This is a genomic window from Streptomyces sp. NPDC058289 (assembly GCF_042880975.1).
Classification (GTDB): Bacteria; Actinomycetota; Actinomycetes; order Streptomycetales; family Streptomycetaceae; genus Streptomyces; species Streptomyces stoeckheimensis.
Map to the genome: position 1 here is coordinate 50,023 of NZ_JBHVYI010000038.1, position 13,052 is coordinate 63,074.

Below are 13,052 nucleotides of genomic sequence, written 5' to 3' on the forward strand. Positions count from 1 at the left end.
GGGGACGGGCGCTGCCGGACCACAGGTGCGGGCGATCAGTGCGCGGCGGACTCCCAGTCGGGGCCGACGCCCACGGACACGTCCAGCGGGGCCCGCAGGTCGACGGCGGCGGCCATCTCGCGGCGCACCAGCTCCTCCACCTGCTTGCGCTCCCCCGGCGCGATCTCCAGCACGATTTCGTCGTGGACCTGGAGCAGCATCCGCGACTTGAGCCCTGCCCCGGTGATCGCCTGGTCCACGCGCAGCATCGCGACCTTGACGATGTCGGCGGCGGTGCCCTGGATCGGGGCGTTCAGCGCCATCCGCTCGGCGGCCTCGCGGCGCTGGCGGTTGTCGCTGTTGAGGTCCGGGAGGTAGCGGCGGCGGCCGAAGACGGTGGCCGTGTAGCCGGTGGCGCGGGCCTCCTCGACGACGCGGCCCAGGTAGTCCCGGACCCCGCCGAAGCGCTCGAAGAAGGTCTCCATCAGGCCGCGGGCCTCGCCGGGCTCGATGTTCAGCTGCTGGGCGAGGCCGAACGCGGAGAGCCCGTAGGCCAGACCGTAGGACATGGCCTTGATCTTGCGCCGCATCTCGGCGTCGACCTCGGAGCGCTCGACGCCGAACACCTGGGAGGCGACGGTGGTGTGCAGGTCTTCGCCCGACTGGAAGGCTTCGAGCAGGCCCTCGTCCTCGGACAGGTGGGCCATGACGCGCAGCTCGATCTGGCTGTAGTCGGCGGTCATGAGGGACTCGTAGCCCTCGCCGACGACGAAGCCGCGGCGGATGGCCCGGCCCTCGTCGGTGCGCACCGGCACGTTCTGCAGGTTCGGGTCGGTGGAGGACAGTCGGCCGGTGGCGGCGACGGTCTGGCTGAAGCTGGTGTGCACCCGGCCGTCCGCGGCGATCATCTTGACCAGGCCCTCGACGGTGACGCGCAGCTTGGCCTGCTCCCGGTGGCGGAGCATGAGCACGGGCAGTTCGTGGTCGGTCTGGGTGGCCAGCCAGGCGAGCGCGTCGGCGTCCGTGGTGTAGCCGGTCTTGGTCTTCTTCGTCTTCGGCAGGTCCAGCTCGCCGAAGAAGACCTCCTGGAGCTGCTTGGGCGAGCCGAGGTTGAACTCGTGGCCCACCGCGGCGTGCGCCTCCTTCACCGCCTGCTGCACGGCCGCGGCGAACTGCTGCTCCATCGCTTCCAGGTGGCTCTGGTCGACGGCGATGCCGGCCCGCTCCAGGCGGGCGAGCAGCTCGGAGGTGGGCAGCTCCATGTCGTGGAGCAGCTCGGCGGCGCCCACCTCGGGCAGCTTGACGGCGAAGGCGTCGCCGAGGTCCAGGACGGCGCGGGCCTGCGCCATCAGGGCTTCGGCCTCGGCGGTGTCGTCGGCGCCGAAGGCGAGCTGCCCGTCGGCGGCGGCGGGCGCCAGCTCCCGGTGCAGGTACTCCTGGGAGAGCACGTCCAGGGCGAAGGACCGGCGGCCCGGCTTGACCAGGTAGGCGGCGAGCGCGGTGTCCGTGGCGACCCCGGCCAGGGTCCAGCCGTGCTCCGGGAACACCCGCATCAGGGCCTTGGCGTTGTGCACGACCTTCGGCTTGGCGGCGTCGGCGGCCCAGGCGGCGAAGGCCCGCTCGTCGGCCTCGTCCAGTGCGGACGGCTCGAACCAGGCGGCGGCGCCGCCGGCCGAGGCCAGCGCGATCTCGGAGACGTTGCCGGTGCCGAGCGCCCAGCTGTCGACGGTGGAGATGCCGAGCGGGGCGCCCGCGTGGCTCTCCAGCCACGGCGCGAGCTCGCCGGCGCCCAGCACGGAGCCGTCCAGCTCCACGGCGGCGGCCGCCGGGGCCGGGGCCTCCTGCTCGGCGGCGCCCGGGTCCACGGCGAGCAGCCGCTCGCGCAGGGAGGCGTTGCGGATCTCCAGTACGTCCAGGACTCCGGTGACGGCGGTCCGGTCGTAGGGGGCGCGGGCCAGGTCGGCGGGGGTCTTGGGCAGGGCGACGTCCTTGACCATCTCGGTCAGGACCCGGTTGAGCTTCACGGCGTCCAGGTGGTCGCGGAAGTTCTGCCCGGCCTTGCCCTTGACCTCCTCGGCGCGCTCGACGAGCTCCGCGAAGGACCCGAACTGGGTGATCCACTTGGCGGCGGTCTTCTCGCCGACGCCCGGGATGCCGGGGAGGTTGTCGGACGGGTCGCCGCGCAGCGCCGCGAAGTCCGGGTACTGCTGGGGGGTGAGCCCGTACTTCTCTTCGACCTTCTCGGGGGTGAAGCGGGTGAGCTCGGAGACGCCCTTGGTCGGGTAGAGCACGGTGGTGTGCTCGGAGACGAGCTGGAAGGAGTCCCGGTCACCGGTGACGATCAGCACGTCGAAGCCGAGGGCCTCGGCCTGCGTGGCGAGCGTCGCGATCACGTCGTCGGCCTCGAAGCCGTCGACCGCGAACCGCGGCACGCTCATCGCGTCGAGGAGCTCGCCGATCAGCTCCACCTGCCCCTTGAACTCGTCGGGGGTCTTGGAGCGGTTCGCCTTGTACTCGGGGAACTCCGCCGAGCGCCACGTCTTGCGGGACACGTCGAACGCCACCGCGAAGTGCGTGGGCGCCTCGTCGCGCAGCGTGTTCGCCAGCATCGACGCGAACCCGTAGATGGCGTTGGTCGGCTGCCCCGTCGCGGTGGTGAAGTTCTCCGCGGGCAGCGCGAAGAACGCCCGGTACGCCAGGGAGTGCCCGTCCATGAGCATCAGGCGGGGGCGGTCCGCTGCGGTCGGCTGGTCGGTCTTCTTCGATGCTGAATCTGCCACGCCCTCGATCCTAGGCGCCCCCACTGACAAATCCGGACGGGCTGCGCGGCGGGGCAAAGAGGCCGGGTGAGGAGGTGGGGTAAATCCGGCGTCGGCGCCACGGGCGGGGCGTGACAGGATCGGACGTGTAAGAAGAGGACTGCTCAAAGGGGAGCGACATGGCCACCAAGCCGCCCACAGGTGATCCGGTACAGGACGCACCGCAGGTAGCGCCCCCCAAGCATGCCGCCGCAGGCCTGCCCGCGATCGGGCACACCCTGAGGATCGCGCAGGAGCAGATGGGTCTGGCCCGTACCGCCCGCACCCTCCTCAAGGTCAACCAGAAGAACGGCTTCGACTGCCCCGGCTGCGCCTGGCCCGAGGGCGACAAGCGGCACACCGCCGAGTTCTGCGAGAACGGCGCCAAGGCCGTCGCGGAAGAAGCCACCCTGCGCCGGGTCACCCCCGCGTTCTTCGCCGAGCACCCCCTGTCCGACCTCGCCGGCCGCTCCGGATACTGGCTGGGCCAGCAGGGCCGGATCACCCAGCCGATGCTCATGGAGGCCGGCGGCGACCGCTACGAGCCGGTCAGCTGGGAGCGCGCCTTCGCGGTGATCGCGGAGGAACTGCGCGCCCTGGACTCCCCCGACGAGGCCCTCTTCTACACCTCGGGCCGCACCAGCAACGAAGCGGCCTTCCTCTTCCAGCTGTTCGTCCGCGAGTTCGGCACCAACAACCTCCCCGACTGCTCGAACATGTGCCACGAGTCCTCGGGCTCCGCGCTGAACGAGACCATCGGCATCGGCAAGGGCAGCGTCTCCCTCGAAGACCTCCACCAGGCCGACCTGATCATCGTCGCCGGGCAGAACCCGGGCACCAACCACCCGCGCATGCTCTCCGCCCTGGAGAAGGCCAAGTCCACCGGCGCGAAGATCATCTCGGTGAATCCGCTGCCCGAGGCCGGCATGGAGCGGTTCAAGAACCCGCAGACGCCCCTCGGCATGCTCAAGGGAACCGCCCTCAACGACCTGTTCCTCCAGATCCGCATCGGCGGCGACCAGGCCCTCTTCCGCCTCCTGAACAAGCTGGTCATCGAAGCCGACGGCGCCACCGACGAGCAGTTCATCCGCGAACACACCCACGGCTACGAGGAGTTCGCGGCCGCCGCCAAGGACACCGACTGGGACGAGACCCTCACCGCCACCGGCCTGACCCGCCCCGACATCGAGCGCGCCCTGGCCATGATCCTGGCCTCGGAGCGCACCATCGTCTGCTGGGCCATGGGCCTCACCCAGCACAAGCACTCCGTCGCCACCATCCGCGAGGTCGTCAACCTGCTGCTCCTGCGCGGCAACATCGGCCGTCCCGGCGCCGGCGTCTGCCCCGTCCGCGGCCACTCCAACGTCCAGGGCGACCGCACGATGGGGATCTTCGAGCGCCCCGCGCCCGCGTTCCTCGACGCCCTCGACAAGGAATTCGGCATCACCTCGCCCCGCGAGCACGGCTTCGACGTGGTCCGCTCCATCCAGGCCCTGCGCGACGGCGAGGCCAAGGTCCTCTTCGCCATGGGCGGCAACTTCGTCGGCGCCACCCCCGACACCGAGGTCACCGAGGCCGCGATCCGCCGCGCCTCCCTGACCGTGCACGTCTCCACCAAGCTCAACCGCTCGCACGCGGTCACCGGCAAACGCGCCCTGATCCTGCCCACCCTGGGCCGCACCGACAAGGACGTCCAGGCGCCGGCTCCCGGTAAAAAGGGCACAGCGCAGTTCGTGACCGTCGAGGACTCCATGGGCATGGTCCACTCCTCCCGCGGCAACCTCGCCCCCGCCTCCCCGCACCTGCTCTCCGAGCCCGCGATCGTGGCCCGCATGGCCCGCGCCGTCCTCGGCGAGGCCTCCAAGACCCCCTGGGAGGAGTTCGAGCGGGACTACGCCGCCATCCGCGACCGGATCTCCCGCGTCATCCCCGGCTTCGAGGACTTCAACGCCCGCGTGGCCCGCCCCGGCGGCTTCCAGCTCCCGCACGCCCCGCGCGACGAACGCCGCTTCCCCACGAAGACCGGCAAGGCGAACTTCACCGCCGCCCCCGTGGAGTACCCGCACCTCCCGGCGGGGCGCCTGCTCCTGCAGACCCTGCGCAGCCACGACCAGTACAACACCACCATCTACGGGCTCGACGACCGCTACCGCGGGATCACCGGCGGCCGCCGGGTGGTCATGGTCAACCCCGAGGACGCCGCCGAACTCGGGCTCGCCGACGGCTCGTACACCGACCTCGTCGGCGAGTGGCGCGACGGCGTGGAACGGCGCGCCCCCGGCTTCCGCGTCGTGCACTACCCGACCGCCCGCGGCTGCGCCGCCGCCTACTACCCCGAGACCAACGTGCTGGTGCCCCTCGACTCCACCGCGGACACCAGCAATACCCCGGCGAGCAAGTCCGTCGTCGTGCGCTTCGAGCCGTCCTGATAGAACGACCCCAGGAAAAGATGGTTAACGAGCGTTGACGAACGGAGTCGGCCCATGGGCGAGCAGCAGCACGCGGTGAAGTTCCCGCAAGAGGTCCTCGACGAGTACACGGCCCTGGGCATCGACCTGCCCGCGCTGTTCTCGGCGGGCGACCTCGGCAAGCGGATGGACATCCGCATCCTCGAAGCCTCCGCCGAGCGCGTCGTCGCCACCATGCCCGTCGAGGGCAACACCCAGCCCTACGGCCTCCTCCACGGCGGGGCCTCCGCCGTGCTCGCCGAGACCCTCGGCTCGGTCGGCGCGATGATGCACGGCGGCATCACCAAGGTCGCCGTCGGCGTCGACCTGAACTGCACCCACCACCGCGGCGCCCGGTCCGGCCTGGTCACCGGCGTCGCGACCCCCGTGCACCGGGGCCGCTCCACCGCCACCTACGAGGTGGTCATCACGGACGAACAGGACCGCCGCGTCTGCACCGCCCGCCTGACCTGCCTGCTGCGCGACGTGAACCCGCAACAGGACGGCAACAACTAGCCGTTGCCCTCGCAGCGGCGCCGGTCTAGCGTTCCCGCATGGGATCCGGACCGGCGCCGCTGCGCGCCTTGGCCGCGGCGGCGACGACGGCGCTGCTGGCCGCCGCACCGCTCGGCTGCGCCGGCGGCGATCCCGGGACCCCTCCCCCCACCACCTCCGCCCCACCGGCGCCCCAGGACGTCTGCACCCGCCTGATCACCCACTGGGCGGGCGTCATCCTCGACGCGGGCGAGGGCCGCGACGCCGTCGCCCTCGACTACCAGTCCATGGGCCTGTCCGGCGGCCAGAACGACATCCTGCGCGCCGTCCTCGCCGATGCCCGCGCCGAGCGGGACGCCAAGGGCCCGGCGGCCGCGCGCGAGCTCACCGCCCGGGAGGCGGAGCGCCGCTGCGCGGACCGCTACCGGTCGGGCACCCCGACGGGCGGTCCCTGGCAGTGAGCGGCGGCATCGGCCCGCTGGAGCCCGGGGAGGGCACGGAGGCCCAGGACGGCCCGCACCCCGCTCCCCGTACGCCGCGCACGCCCCCGGCCGTCCGGCGGCTCCGCGAGGCCTACGAGGGCCACCGGCGGGCCGCCCTGGCCCTCGGGGCGCTGACCTGCGTGTCCGCCGTCGTCGCCGGCGGGGCCGCGCTGTACGCGGCCCGGCCGCGCCCCGCCCCGTACAGGCCGCCCGCGCCCTCGCAGGCGTTCTCCCTCGCCTACGTCGCTCCGGCGGGGCAGGGCGCCGGACAGGACCCCGGGCAGGACCCCTCCGGCGCGGTCTTCGTGTTCACCGTGCGTGTGCGCGCCGCGTCCGGTCCGGCCGTCACCCTGGAGCGGCTGGAGCAGCCCTCGAGGGCGCTCGCGCTGGAGGTCGAGCCGCCACTTCCGGCCACGCTCGCCCCGGGGGAGGCCCGTGACCTCGCGGTACGGATTCGGGTCACAGACTGCGTGCATGTGGCACGGAATTCCGGGCTCCCTTTCCTGGAAGTAACCCTAAGTAATGGGTTTGAGAAAGAGGATCACAGCTACATCCCCGGCGACCGTTATGCGCGAGATCTCTCCAGCGCTCTGACCAGGGCCTGTCCCGAAGATCGAGACGCGAGCACTCCGCCGCCGTCATGACCAAAAGGCCCCAGAGTCCTGGCGCGACAGTACTCAAACCACCCAACGGTCCTGCCGCATCTCAACATGCGGACAAGACGAACCGGCCGGATTTCCCCCTTTCCACCCGCAGAGATCCGCTATGTATTACGCCGTGGCATAACAAGAGAGTCACATCATTGGCCTCAGCCCTCCATAACGCCCCAAGACCCGCTTAGAGTCACGGCCAGTCACCGCGACCAGCCGGATTCCTTTCAGTTCGGTTCCCGCGTTCGACACGGTGCGTCCCACGGGGGACGCAGTGCCAGGAAAGGACTGATCGTGCGTCAGCGTTCTCTCATTGCCGTGACCGCCGCACTCGCCGCGGGCGCCCTCACCCTCACCGCCTGCGGATCGCGCGGCGACAAGGCCAACGACGCCGCCAGTGGCGACACCACGGTCATCATCGGCGTCGACGCCCCGCTGACCGGCGACCTCTCCGCCCTCGGCCTCGGCATCAAGAACTCCGCCGACCTCGCCGCCAAGCAGGCCAACGAGAAGAAGTACGTCAAGGGCGTCACCTTCAAGATCCAGGCCCTCGACGACCAGGCCCAGGCCTCCTCCGGCCAGCAGAACGCCTCCAAGCTCGTCGCCGACAAGGAGGTGCTCGGTGTCGTCGGCCCCCTGAACTCCTCCGTCTCGGAGTCCATGCAGAAGGTCTTCGACGACGCCAAGCTCGCCCAGATCTCCCCGGCCAACACCAGCCCGTCCCTCACCCAGGGACCCAAGTGGGCCACCGGCGAGAAGACCCGCACCTACAAGAGCTACTTCCGCACCGCCACCACGGACGCCATCCAGGGCCCGTTCGCGGCGCAGTACCTCTTCAACAAGGCGGGCAAGAAGAAGGTCTTCCTCATTGACGACAAGAAGACCTACGGCGCAGGCCTCGCCGGCACCTTCAAGGGCGAGTTCACCAAGCTCGGCGGCCAGATCGTCGGCGAAGGCCACATCGACCCGGAGAGCAAGGACTTCTCCGCGATCGTGACCGAGGTCAAGAGCTCCGGCGCCGACGCCGTCTACTACGGCGGCGAGTACCCCGCGGCCGGCCCGCTCAGCAAGCAGATCAAGGCCTCCGGCACCAAGATCCCGCTCATCGGCGGCGACGGCATCTACGACAAGAAGTACGTCGAGCTCGCCGGCGCCGACGCCGCGGGCGACCTCGCCACCTCGGTCGGCGCCCCGGTCGAGAGCCTGCCGTCCGCCAAGGACTTCGTCGCCAACTACACCAAGGCCGGATACAAGGAGCCCTTCGCTGCCTACGGCGGCTACTCCTACGACTCCGCCTGGGCGATCATCGAGGCCGTCAAGGCCACCGTCGACGCCAACAACGGCAAGCTCCCCGCCGACGCCCGCGCCAAGGTCCTCACGGCCGTCCAGGGTGTCTCCTTCGACGGTGTGACCGGCAAGGTCTCCTTCGACGAGTTCGGCGACGCCACCAACAAGCAGCTCACCGTCTACAAGGTCGAGGGCACCGACTGGAAGTCCGTCGAGTCCGGCACCTTCGGCGGCTGATCTCCCCCAGCCACCAACCGGTAGCCGGTAGTCCGCTCGAACGGCCGGCCACCGGAGCACCACCAACCTGCCGCGCGGGGCGCGCACAAAAAGCGCCCCGCGCGGAGTCACATCCGTCGAAAGACTCGGAGGACCTGCGGTGCACGAACTGCCGCAACAGCTGGTCAACGGCCTGCTACTGGGATCCATGTACGGGCTCGTCGCCATCGGCTACACGATGGTCTATGGCATCGTCCAGCTCATCAACTTCGCGCATGGCGAGATCTTCATGACCGGCGGGTTCGGGGCCCTCACCGTCTGGCTGATGCTCCCCGGGGGCACCACCATGTGGATAGCCCTCCCGCTCATGATCATAGGCGCGGTCATCGTCGCCACCCTGATCGCCGTCGGTGCCGAACGCTTCGCCTACCGACCCCTGCGCAACGCTCCCAGGCTCGCCCCGCTCATCACCGCCATCGGCCTCTCCATCGCCCTCCAGCAGGCGGTATGGGCCTGGTACCCCGGAGCGGAATCCTCCCTGATCTTCCCCGAGATCCCCGGCGGACCCTTCCACCTCGGCAGCGTCACCATCCAGACCGGTGACGTCTTCCTCCTGATCGCAGCCCCCATCTCCATGGCCTTCCTCGGCTTCTTCGTCAAGAAGACCCGCACCGGCCGCGGCATGCAGGCAACCGCCCAGGACCCCGACACCGCCAAGCTCATGGGCATCAACACCGACCGCATCATCACCACCGCGTTCGCGCTCGGAGCCGTCTTCGCCGCCATCGGAGCCGTCGCCTACGGCCTCAAGTACGGCGAAGTCCAGTTCAAGATGGGCTTCCTCCTCGGACTCAAGGCCTTCACCGCCGCCGTCCTCGGAGGCATCGGCAACATCTACGGCGCCATGGTCGGCGGCCTCGTCCTCGGCCTCGCCGAAACCCTGACCACCGTCTACGTGGCCGACATCCCCGGCTTCGAACAGCTCGGCGGCCAGTCCTGGGGCAACACCTGGGCGTTCGTACTTCTCATCCTCGTGCTCCTCTTCCGGCCACAAGGCCTGCTGGGCCAGCGCGTGGCGGACAGGGTGTGACCTCCATGACGAACATCACCGCGGACAACGCGAACACCGAGAACACCGTGAAGACCACCGGACCGGCCAAGGGACTCATCCCCCTCCCCGAGAAGACGGCCCGCGCCCTCGCCACCGCCGGCGGCGCACTCACCGTCGTCTCCGCGTTCCTCTCCTGGACCTGGAGCACCGCCTTCCCCGGCGACCTCACCTACTACGGCTCCCCGGCCGGCCTCCAGTGGCTCGTCCTCATCGGAGGCGCCCTCACCGCCCTCTTCGGACTCGCCTCCTACGGAGTCAAGGGCCTGGGCTGGCTCACCCCCGCCGGCGCCGACGCAGCGATCAAACTCGCCGCCCTCGCCGCGTTCGCCACCACCTGGTACACCGTCGTCTCGATCGTCCTCGAACTCGGACTCCTCGTAGACCTCGAACCCGGAGCCGGCGTCGCCGCCCTCGTCAGCCTCCTCGCCGTCATCGGCGCCTTCGGACTCCCCTTCGAACGCCCCGCGCTCGAAGGCCCCGACCCCGACGACACCGCCTGGGAGAAGTACAAGCACGAAGCCGGCAACCGCTGGACGACCTTCAAGGCCGCCTTCGCCACCGGCCCCCTCAAGCCCGCCCGCACCCTGCCGGCCTGGGCCGAGATCCTCCTGATCGCCGCCGTCCTCGGCCTCGCGCTCACCGTCTTCACCTACGGCATCACCACCGCGTACCAGGAACTCTTCGTCGGCTTCCTGCTCACCGCCTCACTCGGTGCCGCAGCGCTCAACAAGGCGGGCCTCTTCGCCCGCTTCACCGCCCTCACCACCCGCCACCGCAACGTCGCCCTCGTGGGCGCCTTCGCAGCAGCGGCCGCCTTCCCCCTCACCCAGACCGACGACCAGTACGCGAACCTCGGCGTCAACATCCTGATCTTCGCCACCGTCGCACTCGGCCTCAACATCGTCGTCGGCCTCACCGGCCTCCTCGACCTCGGCTACGTCGCCTTCCTCGGCGTCGGCGCCTACACCGCGGCCCTGGTCTCCGGCTCCCCCAACTCCCCCTTCGGCGTGCACTTCCCCTTCTGGGCCGCACTCCTGCTCGGCGCCGCCGCCTCCATGGTCTTCGGTGTCCTCATCGGAGCACCCACCCTGCGCCTGCGCGGCGACTACCTCGCCATCGTGACGCTCGGCTTCGGTGAGATCTTCCGCATCTCCATGAACAACCTCGACGGCACCTCCGGCCCCGACATCACCAACGGCCCCAACGGCATCGCGGGCATCCCGAACGTCAACCTCTTCGGATTCGACTTCGGAGCCACACACACCATCGCCGGATTCACCATCGGCCGCTTCGCCAACTACTTCCTGCTGATGCTGCTGATCACCCTCATCGTGATCCTCGTCTTCCGCCGCAGCGCGGAATCCCGCATCGGCCGCGCCTGGGTCGCCATCCGCGAGGACGAAACCGCCGCCGAAGCCATGGGCATCAACGGCTTCCGCGTCAAACTCATCGCCTTCGCCCTCGGCGCCACCCTCGCCGGCCTCGCCGGAGCCGTCCAGGCACACGTCAGCTACACGGTCACCCCCGACCAGTACACCTTCGCCAACGCCGTGCCCCCGAACTCCGCGTTCCTGCTCGCCGCGGTCGTCCTCGGCGGCATGGGCACCATCTCCGGACCCCTCGTCGGCGGATCGCTGCTCTTCCTGATCCCCAACAAGCTCCAGTTCCTCGGCGAATACCAGCTCCTCGTCTTCGGCTTCGCCCTCATCGTCCTGATGCGCCTGCGCCCCGAAGGCATCATCCCCAACCGGCGCAACCAGCTCGAACTCCACGAGAACATGGAAGCGCCCACGGTCCTCGGCAAGGCAGGGGTCTGAACCCATGACGACCACCACCACCGACACGCCCCCCGCCACCACGGCGGAGACCGTCCTCGACGCACGCGGCGTCACGATGCGCTTCGGCGGCCTCACCGCCGTCAAGAACGTCGACCTCACCGTGCGCAGCGGCGAGATCGTCGGTCTCATCGGCCCCAACGGCGCCGGCAAGACCACCTTCTTCAACTGCCTCACCGGCCTCTACATCCCCACCGAGGGTGAAGTCCGGTACAAGGACCAGGTCCTGCCGCCCAAGTCGTACAAGGTCACCGCCGCCGGCGTCGCCCGCACCTTCCAGAACATCCGTCTCTTCAACAACATGACGGTCCTGGAAAACGTCCTCGTCGGACGCCACACCCGCACCAAGGTCGGCCTCTGGGCCTCCCTCCTGCGCCTCCCCAGCTTCGGCCGGGAAGAAGCGGCGAGCCGCGAGAAGGCTATGGAACTCCTCGAGTTCATCGGCCTCGCCCACAAGGCCGAACACCTCGCCCGCAACCTCCCCTACGGTGAACAGCGCAAGCTCGAAATCGCCCGCGCGCTGGCCAGCGACCCCGGCCTCATCCTCCTGGACGAGCCCACCGCCGGCATGAACCCGCAGGAAACCCGCGCCACCGAAGAACTCATCTTCGCCATCCGGGACCAGGGCATCGCCGTCCTCGTCATCGAGCACGACATGCGCTTCATCTTCAACCTCTGCGACCGCGTCGCCTGCCTCGTCCAGGGCGAAAAGCTCATCGAAGGCACCGCAGCCGAGGTCCAGGGCGACGAGCGCGTCATCGCCGCCTACCTCGGCGAACCCTTCGAAGGCGCCCCCGGCGCCGAAGAAGTCGCCGAAGTCGAAGCAGCCGAAGCACACAGCGAGGCCGCACACGAAGAGGCGGCTGCGGACGACGAAGCGGCCGCGGACGACGAGGCGACGGACAGCACGACCAGCACGGACGGAGAAGACCGGTGACCGCACTCCTCGAGGTCGAGGACCTCCGCGTCGCCTACGGCAAGATCGAAGCCGTCAAGGGCATCTCGTTCAGCGTCGACGCCGGCCAGATCGTCACCCTCATCGGCACCAACGGCGCCGGAAAGACGACGACCCTGCGCACCCTCTCGGGCCTGATCAAGCCGCGCGGCGGCCAGATCAAGTTCCAGGGCAAGTCCCTCAAGAAGATCCCCGCGCACGACATCGTCGCGCTCGGACTCGCCCACTCCCCCGAGGGGCGGCACATCTTCCCGCGCATGACCATCGAGGACAACCTCCTCCTGGGCGCCTTCCTCCGCAAGGACAAGGACGGCATCCAGAAGGACGTCCAGCGCGCCTACGACCTCTTCCCGATCCTGGGAGAGCGCCGCAAGCAGGCCGCCGGCACCCTCTCGGGCGGCGAGCAGCAGATGCTCGCCATGGGCCGCGCGCTCATGTCCCGCCCGAAGCTGCTGATGCTCGACGAGCCCTCCATGGGCCTCTCGCCGATCATGATGCAGAAGATCATGGCGACCATCGCCGAGCTCAAGTCACAGGGCACCACCATCCTGCTGGTCGAGCAGAACGCCCAGGCGGCGCTCTCCCTGGCCGACCAGGGCCACGTGATGGAGATCGGCAAGGTCGTCCTTTCGGGCCCGGGCCGCGAGCTCCTGGTCAACGAGGACGTCCGCAAGGCGTACCTCGGCGAGGACTGAGCAATCCCCTTTTTTACGAGTGAGGCCCGCCGGCGGGTCCTGGATCCGGAGGCGGGCCGGACTGTGTGGCGGGCGGGGGGTGGGACTGGCCCGTGCCCCCGG

At 69.8% G+C, this 13,052-nt stretch carries 10 protein-coding genes; 9 read left to right on the forward strand and 1 reads right to left on the reverse strand.

Annotated elements, in window-relative coordinates; all coding sequences use genetic code 11:
- Positions 1–35 precede the first annotated feature (35 nt).
- Entirely contained in the window at positions 36–2,759 is a 2,724-nt protein-coding gene (gene polA / locus ACFVX6_RS20865) for a DNA polymerase I (RefSeq protein ID WP_389693490.1), read from the reverse strand.
- A gap of 158 nt (positions 2,760–2,917) precedes the next feature.
- On the opposite strand from polA, the gene ACFVX6_RS20870 reads away from it, so the two are divergent.
- The 9 genes from ACFVX6_RS20870 (at position 2,918) to ACFVX6_RS20910 (ending at position 12,950) form a co-directional block, all read left to right on the forward strand.
- Complete coding sequence (locus ACFVX6_RS20870) at positions 2,918–5,206, forward strand: FdhF/YdeP family oxidoreductase (RefSeq protein WP_389693492.1); 2,289 nt, start codon at positions 2,918–2,920, stop codon at positions 5,204–5,206.
- 54 nt (positions 5,207–5,260) lie between these two features.
- Positions 5,261–5,740 carry a PaaI family thioesterase gene (locus ACFVX6_RS20875; RefSeq protein ID WP_389693494.1) on the forward strand — a complete coding sequence of 160 codons (480 nt, stop codon included), beginning with the start codon at positions 5,261–5,263 and terminating at the stop codon, positions 5,738–5,740.
- Positions 5,741–5,778: 38 nt separating this feature from the next.
- Positions 5,779–6,180, forward strand: a complete 402-nt coding sequence (locus tag ACFVX6_RS20880; RefSeq protein WP_389693496.1) for a hypothetical protein — start codon at positions 5,779–5,781, stop codon at positions 6,178–6,180.
- The gene (locus ACFVX6_RS20885; RefSeq protein ID WP_389693498.1) at positions 6,177–6,845 is read left to right on the forward strand and encodes a Tat pathway signal sequence domain protein; all 669 of its coding nucleotides are present in this window, start codon (positions 6,177–6,179) and stop codon (positions 6,843–6,845) included. Before ACFVX6_RS20880 ends, ACFVX6_RS20885 begins: the two co-directional genes overlap by 4 nt.
- A 300-nt stretch (positions 6,846–7,145) precedes the next feature.
- Complete coding sequence (locus ACFVX6_RS20890) at positions 7,146–8,375, forward strand: branched-chain amino acid ABC transporter substrate-binding protein (RefSeq protein WP_389693500.1); 1,230 nt, start codon at positions 7,146–7,148, stop codon at positions 8,373–8,375.
- Positions 8,376–8,514: 139 nt separating this feature from the next.
- Positions 8,515–9,444, forward strand: coding sequence for a branched-chain amino acid ABC transporter permease (locus ACFVX6_RS20895; RefSeq protein WP_250744988.1), 930 nt, complete (start codon positions 8,515–8,517; stop codon positions 9,442–9,444).
- A 5-nt stretch (positions 9,445–9,449) separates the two neighbouring features.
- Positions 9,450–11,282 (forward strand): branched-chain amino acid ABC transporter permease, encoded by a 1,833-nt coding sequence (locus tag ACFVX6_RS20900; RefSeq protein WP_389693502.1) that lies wholly within the window; start codon positions 9,450–9,452, stop codon positions 11,280–11,282.
- A 4-nt stretch (positions 11,283–11,286) separates the two neighbouring features.
- Positions 11,287–12,237, forward strand: coding sequence for an ABC transporter ATP-binding protein (locus tag ACFVX6_RS20905; RefSeq protein ID WP_389693504.1), 951 nt, complete (start codon positions 11,287–11,289; stop codon positions 12,235–12,237).
- The gene (locus tag ACFVX6_RS20910; protein ID WP_250744986.1) at positions 12,234–12,950 is read left to right on the forward strand and encodes an ABC transporter ATP-binding protein; all 717 of its coding nucleotides are present in this window, start codon (positions 12,234–12,236) and stop codon (positions 12,948–12,950) included. Before ACFVX6_RS20905 ends, ACFVX6_RS20910 begins: the two co-directional genes overlap by 4 nt.
- Positions 12,951–13,052: the final 102 nt, after the last annotated feature.

What these genes read in the sequence shown, in the direction of transcription:
- ACFVX6_RS20870 (WP_389693492.1), top strand. Translation starts at nt 2,918, where the DNA reads ATGGCCACCAAGCCGCCCACAGGTGATCCGGTACAGGACGCACCGCAG.
- ACFVX6_RS20875 (WP_389693494.1), top strand. Translation starts at nt 5,261, where the DNA reads ATGGGCGAGCAGCAGCACGCGGTGAAGTTCCCGCAAGAGGTCCTCGAC.
- ACFVX6_RS20880 (WP_389693496.1), top strand. Translation starts at nt 5,779, where the DNA reads ATGGGATCCGGACCGGCGCCGCTGCGCGCCTTGGCCGCGGCGGCGACG.
- ACFVX6_RS20900 (WP_389693502.1), top strand. Translation starts at nt 9,450, where the DNA reads ATGACGAACATCACCGCGGACAACGCGAACACCGAGAACACCGTGAAG.
- ACFVX6_RS20905 (WP_389693504.1), top strand. Translation starts at nt 11,287, where the DNA reads ATGACGACCACCACCACCGACACGCCCCCCGCCACCACGGCGGAGACC.